We start from the raw sequence: 23,712 nt of genomic DNA on the forward strand, positions 1-23,712 counted from the left end.
TTTCGGCGCGCCGAAAGCGGGCGGCAGGCGCATCGTCAGGATGACTACCGATCAGATTGCCTGATCGGTGGACGGCTTTTCCCACAAGTTGATCCCGCCTTCCGTCGCATGGCGGTCGATCTCGGCGATCTCATCGTCACTGAACGCGAGCTTGCCGAGCGCCGCGACGTTCTCGCGCACCTGCTCCGCGCGGCTCGCGCCGATCAGCGCGGAACTCACGCGCGAATCGCGCAGCACCCAAGCGAGCGCCATCTGCGCGAGACTCTGGCCGCGCCGCTGCGCGATCTCGTTCAGCTTGCGCACGTGCCCGAGGTTCTCCGCGCTCAGGTGATCCGCCTTCAGCGATCCGCCGCCCGGCTTGTTGACCCGCGCATCGGCCGGCACGCCGTTCAGATACTTCGACGTCAGGAGCCCTTGCGCGAGCGGCGTGAACGCGATGCAGCCGGAGCCCGTCTCGTCGAGCGCGTCGAGCAGCTCGCGCTCGACCCACCGATTGAGCATGTTGTACGCGGGCTGGTGAATCAGGAGCGGCACCTTGTATTCGGCGAGCAGTTTCGCGATCTCGCGCGTCTTCGCCGCCGAATACGACGAGATCCCGACGTAGAGCGCCTTGCCCTGCTGCACGGCCGCGGCCAGCGCGCTTGCGGTTTCCTCGAGCGGCGTGTGCGCGTCGAAGCGGTGCGAGTAGAAAATGTCGACGTAGTCGAGCCCCATGCGCTGCAGGCTCTGATCGAGACTCGCGAGCACGTACTTGCGCGAGCCGCCGCCGCTGCCGTACGGGCCGGGCCACATGTCCCAGCCGGCCTTCGTCGAGATCAGCAGCTCGTCGCGATACGGCTTGAAATCCTCGCGCAACAAACGCCCGAAGTTGATTTCCGCGCTGCCGTAAGGCGGCCCGTAGTTGTTCGCGAGATCGAAATGCGTGATGCCGAGATCGAATGCGGTGCGCAGGATCTCGCGCTGCGTCGAGATCGGCGTCGTGTCGCCGAAGTTGTGCCACAAGCCGAGCGAAAGCGCCGGCAGTTTGAGCCCGGATTTTCCGCATACGCGATACTGCATGTCCGCATAGCGTTCGGAAGCTGCTTCGTAGGCCATCTGAATTCCCATCGAGACGTTGAACGAGGCCGGTGCGACCCGGCCGGACGAACCTCAGCGGGCCATGTTAGCCAACGATCGCGAATCGTGCAGCAACACGCGCCGCGATGGACGCAGCGGCGGCGCTCCCCTACACTGCGGCGTCTTCACCATCCGTTTCAGCGAGGATTTTCATGACCCGAGCGATTTCCGTTGCGCTCATCGTCGGCGGCGTCGTGCTGCTGTATTTCGGCGGCCAGTCGTTCCATTCGATCAACGACGGCGTCGCGCGCTTCTTCACCGGCTCGCCTTCGACGAAAACGATCATGCTGATCGCAGGCGGCGTCGTCGCAACGCTCATCGGGCTGATCGGCGTGTCGATGCCGAGCGGCAGGCGCTGACGCGCCCGCGCATTCCGTCTCGCCCCCCAAAAACAAAGCGGGCGGCGCGCATGCGTGCCGCCCGCTTCTTTCGATCATCGTCGGCTTGCGCGCGCCGCGAAGTCGCGCACGTTTCATCGCGCATCGAACGAAGCGCGACACGCGACGCATCGCGAATCGCGCCGCATCCCGCCGGCGCGCGCGACGAACTAGAAGCGCACTTCCGGCGTCGACGCCGAGCGCGAGCCCGGCATCGGCCGGTTGCTGTCGCCGTGGTACGTGAACACGAGCGAGAACTTCACCTGATCGGTGCGGTTCTGCCCCGCTGAATGCAGCGTGTTGCAATGAAAGAACACCACGTCGCCCGCGGCGAGCTCCGGGCACACCGCCTGCTCGATCAGTCGCCGGTTCCCCGGCACGTCGCTGCGGAAGAACTTCGCTTCGTCGAAGCGCTCCGGCCCGAATTCCTCGCCATGCGAGCCCGGCACGAGCCACAGCGCGCCGTTCTCGTTCGTCTCCGGCCCGAGCGCGAGCCACACGGACACGAGGTCCGGACGCTCGAACGACCAGTAACGGACATCGCGATGCCAACCGGTCAAGCTGCCGTACGCCGGATGCTTCGTCATCACGCAATTGTGATGCGCGCGCGAGAGCACCGGCGTTTCGCCGAAGTACGCGCGCATCCACGCGGCGATCTCGGGCGCCGTCGCGCGCTCGGCGAACGCTTCGTCGCGCGCGTACGCGTCGAGCAGGCGCCGCACCGTGTGGCCGCCCGGCGCGTGTCGCGATTCGGGCGCGCCCGGATAGCGCAAGTCCGCTTCGAATTCGAGCGGCTGCGCCGCCTCGTGCAGCTGACGCTCGGCGATCGCCTTCAACTGCGCGCACCGCTCGGGCGCGACGAGCCCCGGTGCGACAACGAAGCCGCGCGCGCGCAGCGTCTGGACCTGCGTGTGAATCAACTCCGGGTGCAAGGAAGACATGGGAAGTTCGACATGATTGTTATCAACGATCGATTGTAAAGCCGGCCTGTGCGACATGCTCGGCAACGATGCCGCGAAGTGAAAAACAGCGCGCAATCGCTGCGGCGAATTTGATGTAACGCAAAGGAACTGTCGGGCGCGCGCACGTCACTAACTACGGCCGCCCGGATGCGATGTGCCCGACGCACAAGGGTTAGCGCGACTTTCTGGCGTCACGAATCGCCTGTAGTCTCGACGCACCTGCTAGTTTTCGCGGGCAGCGGCGCACCGATGCCTTCGGTACGATGGGTTCGACCCTTGCCGCACAACGGCCGTTTTGACATTCGCGCCCTGAAATGGACGCAATCTACGAGCGAATTACTTTCGTCATGCCTTTCCGACTGACTTCCCGTCTTCACCGCACCCCGAAGAGCACGCCGTCGGCGCCGCCGCGAATCGTGCGCGCGTTGCGCCACCACAGCGCGCGGGCGAGCGTGCTCGCCGAGCGCGCTCGCCAGCACCAGCCGCGGCTCGATGGTCTGCGCGCATGGCTGCATGCATTCCTGTCGCTGATGAGCGCCCATGCTGCGGCGCGGCGCATCGCGCTGCGCTCGCTGCTGCAAAAGCCGTCGCTGCGGCTGCGCGCGCCGTCGCTGCATCGCGCGAGCGCCGCGCCGCGCCGGATCAACCGGCCGCGCCGCCTCGCGGCGAGCACCGGCTGGTTCGTGTTCGCCGCGCGCTGAGCGCGACACGCGCGCGGCAATTCGCCGCGCCCGCGCGCATCGTGCATGCCCGGCGAACGCGAACGGCACCGGCGCGCAACGCGCGCGAAGCCGATGCAGAACCGAAATAAAAAACCCCGGCCAAGGCCGGGGTTTTCGTTTGCCGTCGGGAACGTGCGTTGCGTCAGGCGACCTGCACGGCCGGCTCGACGCCAGCCGCTTCGGCGAGCGCGAGCGCCTTGTCGGCGGCTTCCCACGAGAACTCCGGCTCTTCGCGGCCGAAGTGGCCGTAGGCGGCGGTCTTCTCGTAGATCGGACGCAGCAGGTCGAGCATCTGGATGATGCCCTTCGGACGCAGATCGAAATGCTCGCGCACGAGCTTCGTGATCGTCTCGTCAGACACGCGGCCCGTGCCGAACGTGTTGACCATCACCGAGGTCGGCTCTGCCACGCCGATCGCGTACGACACCTGGATCAGCGCGCGCGACGCGAGGCCCGCGGCGACGATGTTCTTCGCGACGTAGCGGCCCGCGTAAGCGGCCGAGCGGTCGACCTTCGACGGGTCCTTGCCCGAGAACGCGCCGCCGCCGTGCGGCGCTGCGCCGCCGTACGTGTCGACGATGATCTTGCGGCCCGTCAGCCCGCAATCGCCTTGCGGCCCGCCGATCACGAAGCGGCCGGTCGGGTTCACGAGGAACTTGATGTCGCCCTTGATCAGGTCGGCGGGCAGCGTCGGCTTGATGATCTCCTCGATCACCGCTTCGCGCAGCGCGGGCAGTTCGATGTCCGGCGCGTGCTGCGTCGACAGCACGACGGTATCGATCGAGTGCGGCTTGCCGTCGACATAGCGAACCGTCACCTGCGACTTCGCGTCCGGACGCAGCCACGGCAGGCGGCCGTCGCGGCGCAGGTTTGCCTGGCGCTCGACGAGGCGGTGCGACAGGTGGATCGGCAGCGGCATCAGCTCGGGCGTTTCGTCGCACGCGTAGCCGAACATCAGGCCCTGGTCGCCGGCGCCTTGATCGAGGTTGTCGTCATGCGCGCGGTCGACGCCCTGCGCGATGTCGGGCGATTGCTTGTCGTACGCGACGAGCACCGCGCAGCCGCGGTAGTCGATGCCGTAATCGGTGTTGTCGTAGCCGATGCGCTTGATCGTGTCGCGTGCGATCTGGATGTAGTCGATGTTCGCGGTCGTGGTGATTTCACCGGCCAGCACGACGAGGCCGGTGTTGCACAGCGTCTCGGCTGCGACACGGGAGTACTTGTCCTGCGCGAGGATGGCGTCGAGGATCGCGTCGGAGATTTGGTCCGCGACCTTGTCCGGATGGCCTTCGGATACGGATTCGGACGTAAAGAGATAATCGTTTGCCACGTTCTCAGGCTCCTGTTGTGGTTACGGTTGAAGTTCACGTAGCCAGCTTCCAGAGGCCCGAAGCGGCGACGCTTTAGCGGATTTCCTGCACCGTGAGCGCTCATAGCGCCCGCCGGCTTCGCCCCGCAAGTTGTCAGTTAACTCGGCGAAGCCCGTATTATAGCGGCTTTCTCGAATTGTTACAGAGCGTCGATCGTGCTGCTCCTTCCGCTGTCCTTCAACCCTGCTTTCATCGCGCCGGCCGTCCGGATCGACGGAGGATTCGCATGCTAGGCCGTCTCGGCACACAGCTCGCCGTCGCGTTTCTCAAATTCCTCGCGATCCTGCCCTACGGCTTGACCGCGCGCCTGGGCGACGGCCTTGGCTGGCTGCTCTATCGAATCCCCAGCCGGCGAAAGCGCATCGTACACATCAATTTGAAACTTTGCTTCCCGAATTGGAGCGACGCTCGCCGCGAGGAGGTGGCCGGCCTGCACTTCCGGCACGCGATCCGCAGCTACGTCGAGCGCAGCGTCCAGTGGTTCGGCTCCGCGAAAAAGCTCGAAAAGTTGATCCAGGTCGACAGCGCGATCGATCTCACCGATCCGGGCCTGCCGCCGACGCTCTTCCTCGGCCTGCACTTCGTCGGCATCGAGGCGGGCTCGATCTGGCTGAACCGGTCGCTGCAACGCCGCTGCGGGTCGCTGTACCAGCCGTTCTCGAACCCGGCGCTCGAAGCCGTCGCCAAGGCCGCGCGCGGCCGCTTCGACGCCGAGATGGTCGGCCGCGCCGACAGCGCGCGCGTCGTGCTGCGCTGGCTGCGCGACCGCAAGCCGGTGATGCTCGGCGCCGACATGGACTACGGCCTGCGCAACTCGACGTTCGTGCCGTTCTTCGGCGTGCCCGCGTGCACGCTGACCGCGGTCGGCCGGCTCGCGAAGACGGGCCATGCGCAGGTGGTGCCGTTCATCGGCGAAGTGCTGCCCAATTACCAGGGTTATCGGCTGAAAGTCTTCAAACCTTGGGAAAATTATCCGACGGGCGACGACGATCTCGACGCGCGCCGGATGAACGCGTTCCTCGAGGAGCAGATTCCGCTCATGCCCGAGCAGTACTACTGGGTGCACAAGCGCTTCAAGACGCGCCCGCCCGGCGAGCCGGGCTTCTATTGACTCCGCCGCCGCGGCATACCCCCGGCATACAATAGCGCCCATGAAACTCTCGTTCACCAAGATGCACGGCGCGGGCAACGACTTCGTCGTGCTCGACGGCTACACCCGCGCGCTGCCCCCGCTCTCCGACGCGCAGGTGCGCGCGCTCGCCGACCGCCACTTCGGGATCGGCGCCGATCAACTGCTGCTCGTCGAAAAGCCCACCGTCGAAGGCGCCGACTTCAAGTACCGGATCTTCAATTGCGACGGCGGCGAGGTCGAGCACTGCGGCAACGGCGCGCGCTGCTTCGTCAAGTTCGTCCGCGACCACGGGCTCACCGACAAGGCGAGCGTGCGCGTCGAAGTGAAGCACGGCGTGATCACGTTGACGATGCAGGCCAACGGCGAGGTCGTCGTCGACATGGGCGCGCCCGTGTTCGAACCGGCCCGCGTGCCGTTCGACGCAAGCGGCCTCGACGGCCGCCGCGAAGGCGCCGACACGCTCTGGCCGCTGCCCGTGAACGGTGCGACGCGCTGGATCTCGGTCGTGTCGATGGGCAATCCGCACGCGGTGCAGATCGTCGACGACGCCGAGGCGTTCCCGGTCGGCGTCGACGGCCCCGCGATCGAGCGCCATCCGCGCTTTGCGCAACGCGTGAACGCGGGCTTCATGCAGATCGTGTCGCGCCGCGAAGTGAACCTGCGCGTCTACGAGCGCGGCGCGGGCGAGACGCTCGCGTGCGGCACGGGCGCGTGCGCGGCGGTCGCCGCGGGCATCCGGCGCGGGCAACTCGATTCGCCCGTCACGGTCCATACGCATGGCGGCACGCTGACGATTTCGTGGGACGGCACGCGCGACGAAAGCGCGCCGCTGTTGATGGCCGGCCCCGCGACGACCGTCTTCGAAGGCGTGATCGACCTGCCCGTCCGATCTCCTGTTGTCTGACCTTTCATTTGCCGAAGCCCAACGAAGCGCCATGAACGATCGCGAAGTCGCCGACTACCTGCTCGCCAATCCCGAATTCTTCGCCAAGCACGCGGAGCTGCTCGCGACGATCAAGCTCGCGAATCCGCACGGCAAGGCCGCGGTGTCGCTACAGGAGCGGCAGATGGAGATGCTGCGTGACAAGAACAAGCATCTCGAACGCCGGCTCGCCGAGCTGCTGCGCTATGGCCACGAGAACGACGGGCTTGCCGCGAAGTTCAACCGCTGGACCGCGCGCGTGATCGCCGAGCGCGATCCGTACGCGCTGCCGCGCGCGATCGCGAGCGGCCTGGCCGACGTGTTCGACGTCCCGCAGACGGCGCTCAGGCTCTGGGACGTCGCCGACACCTATGCGCAAGCCGATTTCGCGCGCAACGCCGGCGAGGAAGTGCGCCTGTTCACGAACAGTCTGGCGACCCCATATTGCGGCGCGAACACCGGCTTCGAGGCCGCGCAGTGGCTCGCGCCCGTCGCCCCCGCGCCGGCCGCGGGCGACGGCGAAGCGCCCGCCGCGAGCGGCGCCGCCGAATCGGTCGCGCTAATCGCGCTGCGCACGCCCGCCGCGGGCGAGGGCGCGAGCGCGTTCGGCCTCCTCGTGCTGGGCTCGCCCGATCCGCGCCGCTTCCACGACGGCATGGGCACCGATTTCCTCACGCAGATCGGCGCGCTCGCCGGCGCGGCGCTCACGCGCCTCCTGCCGCACTGACGGCCGCGCAGCGCGCATCGCCACTCGCCCGCCCGCCCGACACGCGCCATGATCGCCGACCCGACCGCCGATTACCTGTCGAACCTGCGGCACGTCAGGAAGCTGTCGGACCACACGCTGCGCGCGTACGCACACGAGCTCGACGAGCTGAAGAAACTCGCGAACGGCCGCCCGCTCGAAAGCCTGACGGCCGTCGACATGCGCGGCGCGGTCGTGCGCGCGCATGCGGGCGGCCTGTCCGCGCGCTCGATCTCGCACCGGCTGTCCGCGTGGCGCGCGTTCTACCGCTGGTTCGCGCAGCACGTCGAGATGAACGCGAATCCGGTCGCGGCGGTCCGCGCGCCGAAGCGCGCGAAGACGCTGCCGAAGGCGCTGTCCGTCGACGATGCGGCCGCGCTGATGGACGCGCCGACGGCCGGCACCGCCGAGAGCCTGCGCGACCACGCGATCCTCGAGCTGTTCTATTCGTCCGGGCTGCGGCTCGCCGAGCTGATCGGTCTGGACATCGAATACGCGAAGGACGGCGACTATCGCTCCGAAGGCTGGCTCGACCTCGCCGAAGCGGAAGTCACCGTGCACGGCAAGGGCGGCAAGGAGCGCAAGGTGCCCGTCGGCCGCAAGGCGATCGACGCGCTGAACGCATGGCTCGCGGTGCGCGGCGAGTTCGTGAAACGCGATCCGCGCCCGCTTTTCCTGTCGGTGCGCGGCAACCGGATGTCGCCCGGCGTCGTGCGCGAGCGCGTGAAGCGCGCGGCGCTCGCGGCGGGCATTCCGGCGAACGTCCATCCGCACGTGCTGCGCCACTCGTTCGCGACGCACGTGCTGCAATCGAGCGGCGACCTGCGCGCGGTGCAGGAGCTGCTCGGCCACGCGAGCATCTCGGCGACGCAGGTCTATACGTCGCTCGACTTCCAGCATCTGGCGAAGATTTACGACAGCGCGCATCCGCGCGCGAAGAAGCGTGACTGACGCGCGCCGCCGCGCTCACCGAATCACCCAATCGACGAATCACCCTTCGCCGCGTCCGACGCGGCTTTTTCGATCCCGACATGCATACCGTTACGCTCAAGCCGTCGAAAGACAAATCCCTGCTGCGCCGCCATCCGTGGATCTACGCGAATGCGATCGACCGCGTCGACGGCAAGCCCGCGCCCGGCGCGACCGTCGTCGTGCGCTCGCACGACGGCCGCTTCCTCGCGCGCGCCGCGTACAGCCCGCATTCGCAGATCCGGCTGCGCGTGTGGAGCTTCGACGAGAACGAGCCGATCGACCATGCGTTCTTCAAGCGGCGCGTGCAGCGCGCGGTTGCGCATCGCAACACGATGATCGCCGGCACGGGCGCGGTGCGGCTCGTGTTCGGCGAGGCGGACGGGCTGCCGGGGCTCGTCGTCGATTACTACGTCGCCGCGCAGGTTCCCGCGCAACGCGCTGCCGCCCACGCAGCGGAGCCGCCGGCCTCCGGCGAGGGCGCGGGCCGCGGCCAGCTCGTCTGCCAGTTCATGGCGGCGGGCGTCGAGCACTGGAAGGGCGCGATCGTCGCGGCGCTCGTCGCCGCGACCGGCTGCCCGAACGTCTACGAGCGCTCGGACGTGTCGATCCGCGAAAAGGAAGGCCTCGAGCAGACGACGGGCGTGCTCGCGGGCGATCCGCCGCCCGACACGCTGATCGCGAACGAGAACGGCGTGCTGTACCACGTCGACGTCCGCAACGGCCACAAGACGGGCTTCTATGTCGATCAGCGCGACAACCGCGCGCTCGTCGCGCAGTACGCGCGCGAGCGCGACGTGCTGAACTGCTTCTGCTACACGGGCGGCTTCTCGCTCGCGGCGCTCAAGGGCGGCGCGAAGCGGGTCGTGTCGATCGACTCGTCGGGCGACGCGCTCGCGCTCGCGCAGCGCAACGTCGCCGCGAACGGCTTCGACGCCGCGCGCGCCGAGTGGCTCGACGCCGACGCATTCAAGACGCTGCGCCGCCTCGTCGACGAAGGCGAGCGCTTCGACCTCGTCGTGCTCGACCCGCCGAAGTTCGCGCCGACGCGCGACAGCGTCGAGCGCGCCGCGCGCGCGTACAAGGACATCAACCTGAGCGGCTTCAAGCTGCTGCGCCCGGGCGGCCTGCTGTTCACCTATTCGTGCTCGGGCGCGATCGACATGGAGCTGTTTCAGAAGATCGTCGCGGGCGCGGCGGCCGACGCGAAGGTCGACGCGCGCATCCTGAAGCGGCTCGGCGCGGGCGTCGACCATCCGCTTCTGACCGCGTTCCCCGAAGGGGAATATCTGAAGGGCCTGCTGTTGCAAATCGCGTGATCGCCCCGATCTGAACGGGCGGCGCAGTGCGCGCCCGCGCCGCGCCGGCCATCCGGCCGGCAGCGGGGGCTTGACAGATATGTTTCAATAAGTGATCGAGCGCCCGGGAAGTTGCCGGGCGCGCTGTTTTCCCACTGTTTTGACCCCGTTTCACGAACCACAGGCGACCGACGACATGGCCATTCCCGTCACCATCCTCACCGGCTTCCTCGGCAGCGGCAAGACGACGCTGCTCAAGCGCATCCTGAACGAACAGCACGGCATGAAAATCGCCGTGATCGAAAACGAGTTCGGCGAGGAGAACATCGACAACGAGATCCTCGTCCAGGATTCGAACGAGCAGATCATCCAGATGAGCAACGGCTGCATCTGCTGCACGATCCGCGGCGACCTCGCGCGCGCGCTCGCCGACCTCGCCGCGAAGAAGCGCGACGGCAAGTTCGACTTCGACCGCGTGGTGATCGAGACGACGGGCCTCGCGAACCCGGGCCCCGTCGCGCAGACGTTCTTCATCGACAGCGAGATCGCCGACGAATTCCTGCTCGACGCGGTCATCACGCTCGTCGACGCGAAGCACGCCGACATGCAGCTCGACGAGCACGAAGTCGTGCAGCGCCAGGTCGGTTTCGCCGATCGCCTCTTCATCACGAAGGCGGACCTCGTCGACGACGAGACGGCCTCGGAGCTCAAGCACCGCCTGCTGCACATGAACCCGAGGGCGGCGATCAAGGTCGTGAACTTCGGCGACGCGGACATCAAGGAGATCTTCGACCTGCGCGGCTTCAACCTGAACGCGAAGCTCGAGATCGATCCGGACTTCCTCGCGGAAGACGAGCACGAGCACGCGCATCACCACGACCACGAGCACGATCACGCGCATTGCGATCACGATCACGGCCATTGCGAGCACGATCACGAGCACGGCCATCAGGATCATCACCATGCGCACCACGACGACAAGATCAAGTCGTTCGTGTACCGCAACGATCGCCCGTTCGATCCGAACAAGCTCGAGGACTTCCTCGGCGGGATCTTGCAGATCTATGGCGAGCGGATGCTGCGCTACAAGGGCGTGCTGTACATGAAGGGCGTCGACCGCAAGGTCGTGTTCCAGGGCGTGCACCAGATGATGGGCAGCGATCTCGCCGCGAAGTGGCTGCCGGCCGAGAAGAAGACCAACAAGATGGTGTTCATCGGCGTCGACCTGCCGCGCGACCTCATCACCGACGGCCTCGACGCCTGCCTCGCGTAACGCGCCCACGCGCGGCCGGCGCGCGGCTCGGTCCGGGCGCGCCGGCGCGATTGCGCGCGGGGCGACGGCGACGCGGCCCGCGCGCTCGCCGCTCACCGTCGCCCCACCCGACACTCGCCGCCCGACACTCGCCGTCCGATCGCACGCCGCTATCGAGCCCGCGCGCGTCGCGTCCCGCACCCGCGGCGAAGACCGCCGCGCCGCCCGCGCGCCGGCGTGCAGTCGTCATCGCTTTTTCCTGATTTGCGGGTTATATTTTCAGGATACCGCTTGACCGGCAGGGGATCGACCCGATACGGCGAGGACTTGCGATTCAGTTACAATACCTGCCCGCTGGAGAGCGAAGGGCGGCGGCAGGCCCGATCCTTGCATGAGCGTGGGCGGCTCGGTGGAGCGCCGGGGATGGCCGCCCGCCGGTCGCGCGCAATCCGGTCCTCCCAAGGGGAGTCCTGAACGAAATGGGCCCGGTATCCGGAGGCTTTCGGCCCCGCCGCAGCGAATGGCAAACAATTGCAAGGGCTGTTGCGGGTAATCCCAAAGTGCGGGCAATATCTACAGATTCGCCGCACATTGAAGAAGCAAGCAGATGACGAAGAAACTCTTGACCGAAGCCGAAATCCTGAAGATGAGCGACAAGGATTACATGAATGAGGATCAGCTCGCCTTCTTCAAAAATCGGCTCGAACAATTGCAGGCGGAAATTCTCCGCAATGCGGGCCAGACGACCGAGAATCTGCGCGAAACGGTGATCGTGCCGGACCCCGCCGATCGCGCGACGATCGAGGAAGAGCACGCGCTCGAACTGCGCACGCGCGACCGCGAACGCAAGCTTCTCAAGAAGGTCCAGCAGTCGCTCGCCCGCATCGAATCGGGCGAATACGGCTGGTGCGAAGAGACGGGCGAGCCGATCGGCATTCCGCGTCTGCTCGCGCGTCCGACGGCCACGCTGTCGCTCGAGGCGCAAGAGCGCCGCGAGCTGCGTCAGAAGCTGTTCGGCGACTGACCTTCCCGGCGCGGCCCGCCTTCCGCGCCTCACACGCTTTGCACAAAGCGCGCGGCCTGCCGCGCGCTTTTGTTTTTCCGCTGCCGCCCGCTTCCCCCTCGCGACGGCGCTCGACGCACGCCGCTCTTGATATCGCGGCGCCCGCCCTAAAATGAAGTCCATGCGCGTCAAGCCGGCAGGCCACGCCACGGCTTGCGCGCGCCGCATCACGCGGCGGCGCCCGCGCGCCCCGCATCCCCCGTCTTTCTCGAGGATTACAGATGGAGCAATTTCACGGCACCACGATCGTCTCCGTGCGGCGCGGCGACAAGGTCGCGCTCGGCGGCGACGGCCAGGTCACGCTCGGCAATATCGTGATGAAGGGCGGTGCGCGCAAGGTGCGCCGCATCTACAACAACCAGGTGCTCATCGGCTTCGCGGGCGGCACGGCCGACGCCTTCTCGCTCCTCGACCGCTTCGAGGCAAAGCTCGAAAAGCACCAGGGCAACCTGACGCGCGCCGCCGTCGAGCTCGCGAAGGACTGGCGCACCGACCGCATGTTGCGCCGCCTCGAAGCGATGCTGATCGCGGCCGATGCGAGCACGACGCTCGTCATCACCGGCAACGGCGACGTGCTCGACCCGGAAGGCGGGATCTGCGCGATCGGCTCGGGCGGCGCCTACGCGCAGGCCGCCGCGCGCGCGCTCGCGGAGAACACCGATCTGTCCCCGCGCGAGATCGTCGAAAAATCGCTCGAGATCGCGGGCGACATGTGCATCTACACGAACCACAATCGCGTCATCGAGACTATCGAGTAAGGACGAAGCAATGAGCACCATGACCCCTGCCGAGATCGTCTCGGAACTCGACAAGCACATCATCGGCCAGGACAACGCGAAGAAGGCCGTCGCGGTCGCGCTGCGCAACCGCTGGCGCCGCCAGCAGGTCGCCGAGCCGCTGCGCCAGGAAATCACGCCGAAGAACATTCTGATGATCGGGCCGACGGGCGTCGGCAAGACTGAGATCGCGCGCCGCCTCGCAAAGCTCGCCGACGCGCCGTTCATCAAGATCGAAGCGACGAAGTTCACCGAAGTCGGCTATGTCGGCCGCGACGTCGACAGCATCGTGCGCGATCTGATCGAGATCTCGGTCAAGCAGACGCGCGAAGCGGAGATGCGCAAGGTGCGCAGCAAGGCGACCGACCAGGCCGAGGACCGCATCCTCGACACCCTGCTGCCGCAACCGCGAGCGGTCGGCTTCGGCGCGAACGCCGAGCACGCGAACGACGACAACAACGCAACCCGCCAGACGTTCCGCAAGCGCCTGCGCGAAGGCCAGCTCGACGACAAGGAAATCGAGCTCGACATCGAGCAGCCGAGCGTCGGCATGGACATCATGGCGCCGCCGGGCATGGAAGAGATGACCGAGCAGATCCGCTCGATGTTCTCGAACCTGGGCGGCGGCAAGAAGCAGCGCCGCAAGGTGAAGATCAAGGAAGCGCTGAAGCTGCTCACCGACGAGGAAGCGGCGAAGATGCTCAACGACGAGGAAGTGAAGACGAAGGCCGTGCAGAACGTCGAGCAGAACGGCATCGTGTTCCTCGACGAGATCGACAAGATCACGTCGAGAAACCACGAAGGCGGCGGCGGCGAGGTGTCGCGGCAGGGCGTGCAGCGCGATCTGCTGCCGCTCGTCGAGGGCACGACGATCAACACGAAGTACGGGATGGTGAAGACCGATCACATCCTGTTCATCGCGAGCGGCGCGTTCCATCTCGCGAAGCCGAGCGACTTGATCCCCGAGCTGCAAGGGCGCTTCCCGATCCGCGTCGAGCTCGAATCGCTGTCGGTGAAGGATTTCGAAGCGATTCTCGTCGCGACCGACGCAAGCCTCGTCAAGCAGTATCAGGCGCTCCTCGCGACCGAGGACGTCAAGCTCGAGTTCGCCGACGACGGCATCCGCCGGCTCGCCGAGATCGCATACGCGGTCAACGAGAAGACCGAGAACATCGGCGCGCGGCGCCTGTACACGGTGATCGAGAAGCTGCTCGAGGAAGTGTCGTTCGCGGCGGGCAACCACGCCGGCCAGAGCGTGACGATCGATGCGGCGTACGTCGACCGTGCGCTCGGCGAGGTGTCGAAGGACGAGGATCTGTCGCGCTACGTGCTGTAACGCGAAGCGGCTTTGCCGACCGAAAAAAACGGGCGGTCCCTTGCGGGGCTGCCCGTTTTTCGTTTCGGCGCGCGGCGCGGCATCGATCTCGGCCGCTTGCGGCTCGGCATCTATCGCCCGCCGCCGGCTGCGAATCTTTCGCGTCGATCGCTCGAAGCCGGCCGCGCCGACCACGGACCGACCACGGACCGACCACGGACCGACCGCCGGCCGATTGCATGCCGACCGCCGACCGACTACCAGCCGACTACCAGCCGACTACCAAGCCGCCTACCAAGCCGACTGCCAAGCCGATTGCCCGGCGCGCCTCGCCGCCACCGCAACGCGCGGTGCAAGCGCCGCGCGACGCCCGGCGTCCGCGGCGCGCGCCCCGCTCTTACTGCCGCACCGGCTTCTTCGCGAGCTTGCGCTGCAGCGTGCGGCGGTGCATGTTGAGTGCGCGCGCGGTCGCCGAGATGTTGTTGTTGTTCTCCGCGAGCACGCGCTGGATATGCTCCCATTCGAGCCGGTCGACCGACAGCACGACCGGATTCTCGAGCGCCTCTTCGGCCTGCACTTCGCTCGCGTTCGTCTGCAGCGCGGCGAGGATCGATTCGACGTTCGCCGGCTTCGCGAGATAGTTGTCCGCGCCGTCCTTCACCGCCTGCACCGCGGTCGCGATGCTCGCGTAGCCCGTCAGCACGAGGATTCGCGCGTCGGGCTGCAGATCGCACAGCGGCGCGATGAGGCTCAGGCCCGAATCGTCGCCGAGGTGCAGATCGACCGTGATGAACTGGAATTTCTCGGCGCCCGCGAGCTTGAGCGCCTCGTCCTTGTTGTGCGCCTGCCGCACCGTGTAGCCGCGGCGCTCGAGCCCGCGCGCCAGCGTGCCGGCAAACACTTCGTTGTCGTCGATCACGAGGAAATTCTTGTCGCTCATTTGCATCACTCCGTCTTGTCTATCCGTTACCGTTCGCCATCTCGGCCGCCACCTGGCGCGCGACCGGCAGCCGCAGGATCGCCCGCGTGCCTCGCGGCTGCGCGTCGGCGAGCTCGATCGAGCCGCTGAGGCGCGCCGCCGCGCTGAACGCCAGATACAGGCCAACCCCGTGGCCGCCCTGCGTGCTGTCGACGGGCGCCGCGCCGAGCGCGTCGCGCAACGCGGCCGGGATGCCCGGCCCGTTGTCGCAGACTTCGAACTCGATTTCGTCGCGTGCGCCGTCATGCGCGATCGTTGCCGCCAGCGTAACGCGATCGCGGCTCGCGCGCGCGGCATTGTCGAGCAGGATGGTCAGGATCTGGCCGACCGCGACCGTATCGTCGAGCGCGACGCCCGCGGGCTGCGGCCCCAACTGCTCGAACAGCACGTGCGGATGGCGCAGCCGCCAGTGCTCGACGAACGTGTCGAGCCATTCGCCGACCGGCTCGCTGCTCGGCCGCTCCGACGCGCGGCTCCTGAGGCGCGCGAGCGCCGACGTGCATTGCGACATCTGCTCCTCGAGCACCTTCAGGTCCGCATCGTAGCGCGCGAGCCCCGCATCCGTGCGGGCGGCCTCGCGCAGCTCCTCGGTCAGCATCGCGATCGTCGACAGCGGCGTGCCCATCTCGTGCGCGACCGTGGCCGCCTGCACGCCGAGCGCGACCGCGCGCTCGTCGCGCAGCAGCGCCTGCTGCGCCTCGCCGAGCGCCGCGTCGCGCTGGCGCAGCGCGCTCGACATCCGCGCGACGAACCACGCGATGAGCCCGACGCTCACCATGAAGTTCACCCACATGCCCGCCCGGAAATAATCGAACAGATTCGCGGGATTATCCAGGTTGAGCGGCACCGAATCGAAGCCGAGCGCGAGATAGCACGCGACCGCGAACGCCGCGAGCCAGATCATCAGGTGCCACGGCAGCACCGCGGCCGCGATCGCGAGTGACGGCAAATACAGCGACACGAACGGGTTCGTCGTCCCGCCGGACAGGAACAGGAGCGCCGACAACGCGCCCAGGTCGACCCATAGCTGGCCGAGCAGCTCGAAATTGGTCTCGGGCCGCGCACGCAGCACGCGCACCCACGTCAGCGCGTTGAAGACGATTTCGAGCGCGATTACCATCAGCATCGCCGGTAACGGCAAATGGACGCCGAAATAGGTCTGTACGACGGCGATCGTAACGAGTTGGCCGATGATCGCGAGATTGCGCAGCCAGAACAGATGGCTCAGGTTGACGCGTCCGGTGGTGGTGATTCGTTGCATCCGCGCAGTTTACCTTCTCAGTCTTCGCGCTCGGGCCGGCCGGCCCCCGCGCCCGCGGCGACGCGCCGGGCGATCTCGACGGCGAGACATTCCGGGCACAGGCAGCGCGCGCCCGTCGCGGGCTGCGCGCCGGGCGGCAGGCTCGGCATCGCCGCGCACCAGCAGGTGAACGGACGCGTGCGGGCGCCGCAGTCGAACGCGCTGCCGCAGCGCGGGCAACGCTTGCTGATCAGGCCGGACGTAGCGGCGGGCTCGGTCATCTCGAATAGGCCGGGTCAAGCCGGAAAGGGCAGAAAGGGACAAAAAGCGAGCGCCGGCGGCCGGCACAGCCGGTTCGCCGCCGCGAGGCGGCTGCCCGGCCACCGCCTCGCGGCGGGCAGCCGAGCACCACGTGCCAAGCATAAGCGCCGCGCGCGGAATTTGCATGCGGATCGCGCAGGAAAACGTCACTTTTCCGGCGACGGCGCATGCTTGCGGCACCCGCGCCGCCCATCGTCCGAACGGCCAAAAACCCCATGCTGCGGTGCGCCACTCCTGTACAATTCCGCCTGTTTCAACCGTTTCGCACCAGAGCCGCCGCCATGTCCGAGCCGATCGACCTCTCGCAGATCTCCCCCGTCCTGAAAGCCGAAATTCTCGCCGAAGCGCTGCCGTACATTCGCCGCTACCACGGCAAGACCGTGGTGATCAAATACGGCGGCAACGCGATGACGGAAGAGCGGCTCAAGCAAGGCTTCGCGCGCGACGTGATCCTGCTCAAGCTCGTCGGCATCAATCCGGTGATCGTGCACGGCGGCGGCCCGCAGATCGACCAGGCGCTCAAGAAGATCGGCAAGCAGGGCACGTTCATTCAGGGGATGCGCGTCACCGACGAAGAGACGATGGAAGTCGTCGAATGGGTGCTGGGCGGCGAGGTGCAGCAGGACATCGTCACGCTGATCAACCACTTCGGCGGCCATGCGGTCGGCCTGACGGGCAAGGACGGCGGCCTCATCCACGCGCGCAAGCTGATGATGCCGGACCGCGACAACCCGGGCGAGTACGTCGATATCGGCCAGGTCGGCGAGGTCGAGGCGATCAACCCGGCCGTCGTGAGGGCGCTGCAGGACGACGCGTTCATCCCGGTGATCTCGCCGATCGGCTTCGGCGAGGACGGCCTGTCGTACAACATCAACGCCGACCTCGTCGCCGGCAAGCTCGCGACCGTGCTGAACGCCGAGAAGCTCGTGATGATGACGAACATCCCCGGCGTGATGGACAAGGAAGGCAACCTGCTGACCGACCTGTCCGCGCGCGAGATCGACGCCCTCTTCGAAGACGGCACGATTTCGGGCGGCATGCTGCCGAAGATCTCGTCCGCGCTCGACGCGGCGAAGAGCGGCGTGAAGTCGGTCCACATCGTCGACGGCCGCATCGAGCACTCGGTGCTGCTCGAGATCCTGACCGAGCAGCCGTTCGGCACGATGATCCGCTCGCATTGAGCGCGCGCCGTCAGCCGCCCCGCGCGGCCTTGCCGCCAGCCGGCGAGCAGACGCCCGGACGCCGTCGCGCGCGGCGCGCCCGTCCGCACGCGGGCAGCCCCGTCTGGCTCTTCGATCTCGACAACACGCTGCATCACGCGTCGCACGCGATCTTCCCGGTGATCAACCAGGCGATGACGCAATACATCGCCGACACGCTGAAAGTCGAGCGCGCGCACGCCGATCACCTGCGCACCTACTACTCGCGCCGCTACGGCGCGGCGCTCCTCGGCCTCGCGCGCCATCATTCGATCGATCCGCACGATTTCCTGAAGGTCGTCCACACGTTCGCCGACCTGCCGTCGATGGTGCGCGCCGAGCGCGGGCTCGCGCGGCTCGTCGCGGCGCTGCCCGGCCGCAAGATCGTGCTGACGAACGCGCCCGAGGCGTACGCGCGCGCGGTGCTGCGCGAGCTGAAGATCGAGCGCCTGTTCGAGCGCGTGATCGCGATCGAGCACATGCGCGACCGCCGCGCGTGGCGCGCGAAGCCCGACGCGACGATGCTGCGCCGGGCGATGCGCGCCGCGCACGTGCGCCTGTCCGACGCGATCCTCGTCGAGGATACGCGCGGCCACCTGAAGCGCTACAAGCGGCTCGGCATCCGAACGGTCTGGATCACGGGGCACCTGCCCGGTCATCTGCCAAGCTACGGGCGGCCGCACTATGTCGATCGTCGCATTGGTTCGCTAAAATCGCTGCGATTGGGCACTCGATCGGGGCGACGAAAATGCAGCCGACTCACCCGCAGGACCCGGCAGTAACCGCAGCGGCGGAAGACGAACGCAACCCCGCCTCCCGCACCCGCGTGCGCCTGAAGCCGGGCGAGCGTCGCGTGCACATTCTGCAGACGCTCGCGTCGATGCTCGAATCGCCGAAGAGCGAGAAGATCACGACCGCGGCGCTCGCCGCGCGTCTCGACGTGTCGGAGGCCGCGCTCTACCGGCATTTCGCGAGCAAGGCGCAGATGTTCGAAGGCCTCATCGAATTCATCGAGGAGACGTTCTTCGGGCTCGTCAACCAGATCGCCGCGAACGAGCCGAACGGCGTGCTGCAGGCGCGCTCGATCGCGCTGATGCTGCTCAATTTTTCGGCGAAGAATCCCGGCATGACGCGCGTGCTGACGGGCGAGGCGCTCGTCGGCGAGCACGAGCGCCTCGCCGAGCGCGTCAATCAGATGCTCGAGCGGATCGAGGCGTCGATCAAGCAGAGCCTGCGCGTCGCGCTTCTCGAAGCGAGCGCGCGCGCCGACGCCGCCGGTGCCGCCGCGCCGCCGCCCTCCGTGCCGCTGCCGGACGACTACGATCCGGCGCTGCGCGCGAGCCTCGTCGTCAGCTATGTGCTCGGCCGCTGGCACCGCTATGCGAAGAGCGGCTTCACGAAAGCGCCGGGCGAACACGCCGACGCGCAGTTGCGGCTGATCCTGCAGTAGCGCTGCAGCGGCGCAGGCGCGAAGCCGCCGCGAACATGGAGAACATGAAGAACATGGAGGACGCGGCGAGCACGAGGGAAACGGCGGGCATTACCGCGCTTCGCGCCCGAAGCCAAACGCCTGGCGCTCGGCACGCCCTCGCCGCGACGCCGAAGTTTTTCCGTTATACTTGCCCGATTGTTGTTGTTGTCGTCGTCGCTTCGCGGCGATGCTCGGAAAGCGCGCCGATTTGCTGACTCGATTGCGGGCGCGCGAACCGGCCGGGGCTCCGTCCCGGCGGTTCAGTACAAATGCGGCTAAAGAGGTCGTCAGCCGGCTCCCCGCTTCCCGCGCACGCCCGACAACCATTTAGCCGCCCAGTCATAAGGCGGAACGAATGGAATCGATCGGCATCGTCGCTCCACAAACCATGCATTTCGCCGAACCGCTGCGCCTGCAAAGCGGCAGCGTGCTCGGCAACTATCAGCTCGTCGTCGAGACCTACGGCGAGCTCAACGCCGCGCGCTCGAACGCGGTGCTCGTCTGCCACGCGCTCAACGCGTCGCACCACGTCGCGGGCGTCTACGCGGACGATCCGCGCAACACCGGCTGGTGGGACAACATGGTCGGCCCCGGCAAACCGCTCGACACGACCCGCTTCTTCGTGATCGGCGTCAACAATCTCGGCTCGTGTTTCGGCTCGACCGGGCCGATGAGCATCGATCCCGCAACGGGCACGCCGTACGGCGCGCGCTTTCCGGTCGTGACGGTCGAGGACTGGGTGCATGCGCAGGCGCGCGTCGCCGACGCGTTCGGCATCGAGCGCTTCGCCGCGGTGATGGGCGGCAGCCTCGGCGGAATGCAGGCGCTCGCGTGGAGCCTCCTGTATCCGGAGCGGGTCGCGCATTGCATCGACATCGCGTCGACGCCGAAGCTGTCCGCGCAGAACATCGCGTTCAACGAGGTCGCGCGCTCGGCGATCCTGTCGGACCCCGATTTCCACGGCGGCGACTACTACGCGCATGGCGTGAAGCCGCGGCGGGGCCTGCGCGTCGCGCGGATGATCGGCCACATCACGTATCTGTCCGACGACGACATGGCCGAGAAATTCGGCCGGGCGCTGCGCCGCTCGGACGGCGCGCTCGACGCGTACAACTTCAACTTCGACGTCGAGTTCGAAGTCGAGTCGTACCTGCGCTACCAGGGCGACAAGTTCGCCGACTACTTCGACGCGAACACGTACCTGCTCATCACGCGCGCGCTCGACTACTTCGATCCGGCGAAGGCGTTCGACGGCAACCTGACGGCGGCGCTCGCGCATACCAAGGCGAAGTATCTCGTCGCGGGCTTCACGACCGACTGGCGCTTCGCGCCCGCGCGCTCGCGCGAGATCGTGAAGGCGCTGCTCGACAACCGGCGCGCGGTGTCGTACGCGGAGATCGATGCGCCGCACGGGCACGACGCGTTCCTGCTCGACGACGCGCGCTATCACAACCTGGTGCGCGCCTATTACGAACGAATTGCCGAGGAGGTGGGCGCATGAACCAACAGGCGCTGAACACGCTGTCCGCACGCGCGGACTTTCGCGCGATCGCGCGCTGGGTCGAGCCGCGCTCGACGGTGCTCGATCTCGGCTGCGGCGACGGGTCGCTGCTGTCGCTCCTCTCCGAGGAGCTCGAAGTATCGGGCTACGGCGTCGAGATCAACGATGCCGGCGTGCTCGCGAGCGTGAAGAACGGCATCAACGTGATCCAGCAGAATCTCGAGGACGGCCTGCGCCTCTTCGAGGATCACAGCTTCGATTTCGCGATCCTGTCGCAGACGCTGCAGACGATCCACCAGACGGCCGCGATCTTGCGCGAGACCGCGCGCGTCGGCCGCGAATGCATCGTGTCGTTCCCGAACTTCGGCTATTGGGCGCACCGGCTGTCGGTGCTGCGCGGCCGCATGCCGGTATCGAAATCGCTGCCTTACCAGTGGCACAACACACCGAACGTGCGGGTGCTGACGATCAAGGATTTCGAGGCGCTCGCGCCCGAAGTCGGCGTCGAGATTCTCGACCGCGCGGTGCTGCACGAAGGGCAGCCGATTCGATGGGGAGTGAACTGGCGTGGTAGTCTTGCGGTCTACCGCGTCAAGCGGAGACAACCCTAGTATTTAGTTCGATGACCAAACCACCGCACGACGCGCCCGCCCTCAACGCCCACGAGGACCACCCGGGCTGGCGCGCGTTTCTGAACACGCACATGCTGATCTGCGTCTTTCTCGGCTTCACGTCGGGACTGCCGCTCTTCACCCTCGTCTACCTGGTGCAAGCCTGGCTGCGCTCGGAAGGCGTGAACCTGAAGGAGATCGGCCTCTTCGCGCTCATTCAGTTCCCCTACACGTGGAAGTTCCTGTGGGCGCCGCTGATGGACCGCTTCATCCCGCGCCTGCCCGGCTGGCGGCCGGGGCGGCGGCGCGGCTGGATGCTCGTCACGCAGTTGCTCGTCGCCGTTGCGATCGCGGCGCTCGGCTTCGTGTCGCCGCGCGAATCGATCTGGACGGTCGCCGCGCTGACGACGCTCGTCGCGTTCTTCGGCGCGAGCGCCGATATCGTGATCGACGCATACCGCCGCGAATTGCTGCGCGATACCGAGCAGGGCCTGGGCAACGCGGTGCACGTGAACGCGTACAAGGTCGCGGCGCTGATTCCCGGCTCGCTGTCGCTGATCCTGTCCGATCACCTGCCGTGGGACGCCGTGTTCGCGCTCACGGCCGCGTTCATGCTGCCCGGCATCTTGATGACGCTCGTCGTGCGCGAACCCGACGTGCACGGCGCGCCGCCGAAGAGCCTGTCGGACGCGGTGGTCCTGCCGTTTCGCGAATTCATCGGCCGCGACGGCTGGCGCGGCGCGCTGCTCGTGCTCGGCTTCATCTTCCTCTACAAGCTCGGCGACACGATGGCGACGACGCTGTCGACGTCGTTCTTCCTCGACCTCGGCTTCAACAAGACGCAGATCGGCGTGATCGCGAAAACGACCGCGTTCTGGGCGAGCCTCGCGGGCGGCATCATCGGCGGCGTGTGGCTCGTGAAGATCGGCATCGCGCGCGGGCTGTGGATCTTCGGGGTCCTGCAGATCGTGTCGACGCTCGGCTTCGCGTGGCTCGCGAAGGCGGGCCCGGACGCCGTGCTGATGGCGGCCATCTACGGCTTCGAGACATTTTCCACGGGCCTCACGCTCGCCGCGTTCACCGCGTACATCGCGAGCACGACGGACCCGCGCTACACGGCGACGCAATTCGCGCTGTTCACGAGCCTCGCGTCGGTGCCGCGCACGCTCGCGTCGGCGTCGAGCGGCTTCATCGTGTCGCAGATCGGCTGGTTCGACTATTTCCTCGTCTGCGCGGCGCTCGGCATCCCCGGCATGCTGCTGCTGTTCAAGATCGCGCCGTGGAACGGCAGCATGCCCCGCAACGAGGCCGCCCGTGCAGGCTAAGCTGCGCGCCGCCCGCGCCGCGCTCACGTTCGCGGGCGGCGTCGCGCTCGGCGTAGCCGGCCCGGCGCTCGGGCTCGAGCTGTGCATGGCCGAGCCGGTCATCGTCGCCGACAACGGCGCGCCGTCCGCGCCGCCGCCGAGCGCGCCGCTCGTCGCCACGCCCGCGGCTCCGGCCGCGGCGCCCGCAGCCGGCAGCCCGCAGCCGTACGGGCTCGGCGATCAGCAGGTGCGCTACGGCAATGCGATCGTGTTCCGCAGCCTGATTCCGTCGCCGCTGCTCGAGCAGCTGACCGACAACGAATACCGGCAGACCGTGCAGGACGCCGCGCAGCGCGACCGCCTGCTGCCGCCGAACAGCGCGCGCGTGAAGCGGCTGCGCGCGATCGTCACGCGGCTCGCGCCGTATGCGGTCAAGTGGAGCGAGCGCGTGAAGGGCTGGGGCTGGGAAATCGAGGTGCTGCGCTCGCGCTCGATTCGCGCGTTCTGCCTGCCGGGCGGCAAGGTGCTCGTCGACAGCGGGCTGCTCGACCGGCTGCGCCTCACCGACGACGAACTCGGCGTGCTGTTCGCGCACGAGATCGCGCACGCGCTGCGCGAGCACGCGCGCTCGAGCCTCGGCGAGCAGCAGGCCGCGTCGCTCGGCACCGGCGCGACGCCGCTGCCGCCGCTCTTCGGACTGTCGGACCCGCTGCCCGCGCCGCTCGGCGTCGTCGAGCGCTTCGCATCGGTCCGCTACGATCCGACCGACGAAACCGAAGCCGACGTGATCGGCGGCGACATCGCCGCGCGCGCGGGCTTCGATCCGCGCGCGGCGATCACGCTGTGGGACAAGCTCGCGGTCGCGACGCGCGCCGACAAGGAAAGCGGCTTCATCTACGCGCATCCGTACGATACGCGACGCCGCAACGATCTGCGCAAGCGCCTTGCGGACCTGATGCCGCTCTACAAGAAAGCGCTCGACAAGCATGCCGACGCGAGCGCCGCGGGCGCGGACGGCGCGAAGCAGCGCGGCACCGCGGCGGGAAATCGCTAGGCGATGAATCGCC

Annotated in this window: 24 protein-coding genes; 18 read left to right on the plus strand and 6 right to left on the minus strand. The window is 67.5% G+C overall.

Annotation, left to right across the window (positions count from 1 at the left end; genetic code table 11):
• Positions 1 to 51: 51 nt before the first annotated feature.
• Complete coding sequence (gene mgrA, locus X946_RS14150) at positions 52 to 1,095, minus strand: L-glyceraldehyde 3-phosphate reductase (protein ID WP_038748547.1); 1,044 nt, start codon at positions 1,093 to 1,095, stop codon at positions 52 to 54.
• Positions 1,096 to 1,268: 173 nt separating this feature from the next.
• Between mgrA and X946_RS14155 the strand changes: the two genes are divergently transcribed.
• Positions 1,269 to 1,475 carry a DUF3185 family protein gene (locus X946_RS14155; RefSeq protein ID WP_038748548.1) on the plus strand — a complete coding sequence of 69 codons (207 nt, stop codon included), beginning with the start codon at positions 1,269 to 1,271 and terminating at the stop codon, positions 1,473 to 1,475.
• A gap of 188 nt (positions 1,476 to 1,663) precedes the next feature.
• Here X946_RS14155 and X946_RS14160 read toward each other — a convergent pair whose 3' ends face one another.
• On the minus strand, positions 1,664 to 2,434 hold the full coding sequence (locus X946_RS14160; RefSeq protein WP_038748549.1) for a phytanoyl-CoA dioxygenase family protein: 771 nt from the start codon (positions 2,432 to 2,434) through the stop codon (positions 1,664 to 1,666).
• A 368-nt stretch (positions 2,435 to 2,802) separates the two neighbouring features.
• On the opposite strand from X946_RS14160, the gene X946_RS14165 reads away from it, so the two are divergent.
• On the plus strand, positions 2,803 to 3,156 hold the full coding sequence (locus X946_RS14165; RefSeq protein WP_038748638.1) for a hypothetical protein: 354 nt from the start codon (positions 2,803 to 2,805) through the stop codon (positions 3,154 to 3,156).
• A 163-nt stretch (positions 3,157 to 3,319) separates the two neighbouring features.
• Here X946_RS14165 and metK read toward each other — a convergent pair whose 3' ends face one another.
• Positions 3,320 to 4,507, minus strand: coding sequence for a methionine adenosyltransferase (gene metK, locus X946_RS14170; RefSeq protein WP_038748550.1), 1,188 nt, complete (start codon positions 4,505 to 4,507; stop codon positions 3,320 to 3,322).
• 266 nt (positions 4,508 to 4,773) lie between these two features.
• Between metK and X946_RS14175 the strand changes: the two genes are divergently transcribed.
• From X946_RS14175 to hslU, 9 genes are all read left to right on the plus strand, one after another.
• Complete coding sequence (locus X946_RS14175; RefSeq protein WP_038748551.1) at positions 4,774 to 5,658, plus strand: lipid A biosynthesis lauroyl acyltransferase; 885 nt, start codon at positions 4,774 to 4,776, stop codon at positions 5,656 to 5,658.
• A 40-nt stretch (positions 5,659 to 5,698) separates the two neighbouring features.
• Positions 5,699 to 6,583: a diaminopimelate epimerase gene (gene dapF, locus X946_RS14180; protein WP_038748552.1), complete on the plus strand. Its 885-nt coding sequence runs from the start codon at positions 5,699 to 5,701 to the stop codon at positions 6,581 to 6,583.
• A 31-nt stretch (positions 6,584 to 6,614) separates the two neighbouring features.
• Complete coding sequence (locus tag X946_RS14185) at positions 6,615 to 7,328, plus strand: DUF484 family protein (RefSeq protein ID WP_038748553.1); 714 nt, start codon at positions 6,615 to 6,617, stop codon at positions 7,326 to 7,328.
• Between the two features lie 48 nt (positions 7,329 to 7,376).
• Positions 7,377 to 8,297, plus strand: a complete 921-nt coding sequence (gene xerC / locus X946_RS14190; protein ID WP_038748554.1) for a tyrosine recombinase XerC — start codon at positions 7,377 to 7,379, stop codon at positions 8,295 to 8,297.
• An 80-nt stretch (positions 8,298 to 8,377) separates the two neighbouring features.
• Positions 8,378 to 9,634, plus strand: coding sequence for a class I SAM-dependent rRNA methyltransferase (locus tag X946_RS14195; RefSeq protein ID WP_038748555.1), 1,257 nt, complete (start codon positions 8,378 to 8,380; stop codon positions 9,632 to 9,634).
• Positions 9,635 to 9,809: 175 nt separating this feature from the next.
• Positions 9,810 to 10,886 carry a CobW family GTP-binding protein gene (locus X946_RS14200; protein ID WP_038748556.1) on the plus strand — a complete coding sequence of 359 codons (1,077 nt, stop codon included), beginning with the start codon at positions 9,810 to 9,812 and terminating at the stop codon, positions 10,884 to 10,886.
• A 586-nt stretch (positions 10,887 to 11,472) separates the two neighbouring features.
• Complete coding sequence (gene dksA, locus X946_RS14205) at positions 11,473 to 11,889, plus strand: RNA polymerase-binding protein DksA (protein WP_006024133.1); 417 nt, start codon at positions 11,473 to 11,475, stop codon at positions 11,887 to 11,889.
• Between the two features lie 260 nt (positions 11,890 to 12,149).
• Entirely contained in the window at positions 12,150 to 12,686 is a 537-nt protein-coding gene (gene hslV, locus X946_RS14210; protein ID WP_038748557.1) for an ATP-dependent protease subunit HslV, read from the plus strand.
• Positions 12,687 to 12,696: 10 nt separating this feature from the next.
• A complete protein-coding gene (gene hslU / locus X946_RS14215) occupies positions 12,697 to 14,040 on the plus strand; it encodes an ATP-dependent protease ATPase subunit HslU (protein ID WP_038748558.1) in 1,344 nt (447 codons plus the stop codon).
• A gap of 376 nt (positions 14,041 to 14,416) precedes the next feature.
• Here hslU and X946_RS14220 read toward each other — a convergent pair whose 3' ends face one another.
• Genes X946_RS14220 through X946_RS14230 form a run of 3 tightly spaced genes read right to left on the minus strand, consistent with a single transcriptional unit; the run spans position 14,417 to position 16,519 of the window.
• Positions 14,417 to 14,959 carry a response regulator transcription factor gene (locus X946_RS14220; RefSeq protein ID WP_038748639.1) on the minus strand — a complete coding sequence of 181 codons (543 nt, stop codon included), beginning with the start codon at positions 14,957 to 14,959 and terminating at the stop codon, positions 14,417 to 14,419.
• A gap of 19 nt (positions 14,960 to 14,978) precedes the next feature.
• Positions 14,979 to 16,259 (minus strand): ATP-binding protein, encoded by a 1,281-nt coding sequence (locus X946_RS14225; protein ID WP_038748559.1) that lies wholly within the window; start codon positions 16,257 to 16,259, stop codon positions 14,979 to 14,981.
• Between the two features lie 17 nt (positions 16,260 to 16,276).
• Complete coding sequence (locus tag X946_RS14230) at positions 16,277 to 16,519, minus strand: cysteine-rich CWC family protein (protein WP_038748560.1); 243 nt, start codon at positions 16,517 to 16,519, stop codon at positions 16,277 to 16,279.
• Between the two features lie 321 nt (positions 16,520 to 16,840).
• Here X946_RS14230 and argB point away from each other — a divergent pair, with 321 nt between their 5' ends.
• The 7 genes from argB to X946_RS14265 all read left to right on the plus strand — a co-directional run bounded on the left by argB (position 16,841) and on the right by X946_RS14265 (position 23,699).
• Complete coding sequence (gene argB / locus X946_RS14235) at positions 16,841 to 17,740, plus strand: acetylglutamate kinase (protein WP_038748561.1); 900 nt, start codon at positions 16,841 to 16,843, stop codon at positions 17,738 to 17,740.
• Positions 17,737 to 18,540 carry a pyrimidine 5'-nucleotidase gene (locus X946_RS14240; protein WP_081989568.1) on the plus strand — a complete coding sequence of 268 codons (804 nt, stop codon included), beginning with the start codon at positions 17,737 to 17,739 and terminating at the stop codon, positions 18,538 to 18,540. The genes argB and X946_RS14240 overlap by 4 nt, the downstream gene beginning before the upstream one ends.
• Positions 18,507 to 19,208, plus strand: coding sequence for a nucleoid occlusion factor SlmA (gene slmA / locus X946_RS14245; protein ID WP_038748563.1), 702 nt, complete (start codon positions 18,507 to 18,509; stop codon positions 19,206 to 19,208). The genes X946_RS14240 and slmA overlap by 34 nt, the downstream gene beginning before the upstream one ends.
• A gap of 376 nt (positions 19,209 to 19,584) precedes the next feature.
• On the plus strand, positions 19,585 to 20,730 hold the full coding sequence (gene metX, locus X946_RS14250) for a homoserine O-succinyltransferase MetX (protein WP_038748564.1): 1,146 nt from the start codon (positions 19,585 to 19,587) through the stop codon (positions 20,728 to 20,730).
• The gene (metW, locus tag X946_RS14255) at positions 20,727 to 21,341 is read left to right on the plus strand and encodes a methionine biosynthesis protein MetW (protein WP_038748565.1); all 615 of its coding nucleotides are present in this window, start codon (positions 20,727 to 20,729) and stop codon (positions 21,339 to 21,341) included. The genes metX and metW overlap by 4 nt, the downstream gene beginning before the upstream one ends.
• An 11-nt stretch (positions 21,342 to 21,352) precedes the next feature.
• Positions 21,353 to 22,666 (plus strand): AmpG family muropeptide MFS transporter, encoded by a 1,314-nt coding sequence (locus tag X946_RS14260; RefSeq protein ID WP_038748566.1) that lies wholly within the window; start codon positions 21,353 to 21,355, stop codon positions 22,664 to 22,666.
• On the plus strand, positions 22,656 to 23,699 hold the full coding sequence (locus X946_RS14265; protein WP_038748567.1) for a M48 family metallopeptidase: 1,044 nt from the start codon (positions 22,656 to 22,658) through the stop codon (positions 23,697 to 23,699). Before X946_RS14260 ends, X946_RS14265 begins: the two co-directional genes overlap by 11 nt.
• Positions 23,700 to 23,712: the final 13 nt, after the last annotated feature.

The organism is Burkholderia sp. ABCPW 111, from assembly GCF_000773065.1.
Taxonomy (GTDB): Bacteria; Pseudomonadota; Gammaproteobacteria; order Burkholderiales; family Burkholderiaceae; genus Burkholderia; species Burkholderia savannae.

Coding starts and splice junctions, on each gene's coding strand:
- mgrA (WP_038748547.1), bottom strand. CDS start 1,095: ATGGCCTACGAAGCAGCTTCCGAACGCTATGCGGACATGCAGTATCGC.
- X946_RS14155 (WP_038748548.1), top strand. CDS start 1,269: ATGACCCGAGCGATTTCCGTTGCGCTCATCGTCGGCGGCGTCGTGCTG.
- X946_RS14160 (WP_038748549.1), bottom strand. CDS start 2,434: ATGTCTTCCTTGCACCCGGAGTTGATTCACACGCAGGTCCAGACGCTG.
- X946_RS14165 (WP_038748638.1), top strand. CDS start 2,803: ATGCCTTTCCGACTGACTTCCCGTCTTCACCGCACCCCGAAGAGCACG.
- X946_RS14175 (WP_038748551.1), top strand. CDS start 4,774: ATGCTAGGCCGTCTCGGCACACAGCTCGCCGTCGCGTTTCTCAAATTC.
- dapF (WP_038748552.1), top strand. CDS start 5,699: ATGAAACTCTCGTTCACCAAGATGCACGGCGCGGGCAACGACTTCGTC.
- X946_RS14185 (WP_038748553.1), top strand. CDS start 6,615: ATGAACGATCGCGAAGTCGCCGACTACCTGCTCGCCAATCCCGAATTC.
- xerC (WP_038748554.1), top strand. CDS start 7,377: ATGATCGCCGACCCGACCGCCGATTACCTGTCGAACCTGCGGCACGTC.
- X946_RS14195 (WP_038748555.1), top strand. CDS start 8,378: ATGCATACCGTTACGCTCAAGCCGTCGAAAGACAAATCCCTGCTGCGC.
- X946_RS14200 (WP_038748556.1), top strand. CDS start 9,810: ATGGCCATTCCCGTCACCATCCTCACCGGCTTCCTCGGCAGCGGCAAG.
- dksA (WP_006024133.1), top strand. CDS start 11,473: ATGACGAAGAAACTCTTGACCGAAGCCGAAATCCTGAAGATGAGCGAC.
- hslV (WP_038748557.1), top strand. CDS start 12,150: ATGGAGCAATTTCACGGCACCACGATCGTCTCCGTGCGGCGCGGCGAC.
- hslU (WP_038748558.1), top strand. CDS start 12,697: ATGAGCACCATGACCCCTGCCGAGATCGTCTCGGAACTCGACAAGCAC.
- X946_RS14220 (WP_038748639.1), bottom strand. CDS start 14,959: ATGAGCGACAAGAATTTCCTCGTGATCGACGACAACGAAGTGTTTGCC.
- X946_RS14225 (WP_038748559.1), bottom strand. CDS start 16,259: ATGCAACGAATCACCACCACCGGACGCGTCAACCTGAGCCATCTGTTC.
- X946_RS14230 (WP_038748560.1), bottom strand. CDS start 16,519: ATGACCGAGCCCGCCGCTACGTCCGGCCTGATCAGCAAGCGTTGCCCG.
- argB (WP_038748561.1), top strand. CDS start 16,841: ATGTCCGAGCCGATCGACCTCTCGCAGATCTCCCCCGTCCTGAAAGCC.
- slmA (WP_038748563.1), top strand. CDS start 18,507: ATGCAGCCGACTCACCCGCAGGACCCGGCAGTAACCGCAGCGGCGGAA.
- metX (WP_038748564.1), top strand. CDS start 19,585: ATGGAATCGATCGGCATCGTCGCTCCACAAACCATGCATTTCGCCGAA.
- metW (WP_038748565.1), top strand. CDS start 20,727: ATGAACCAACAGGCGCTGAACACGCTGTCCGCACGCGCGGACTTTCGC.
- X946_RS14260 (WP_038748566.1), top strand. CDS start 21,353: ATGACCAAACCACCGCACGACGCGCCCGCCCTCAACGCCCACGAGGAC.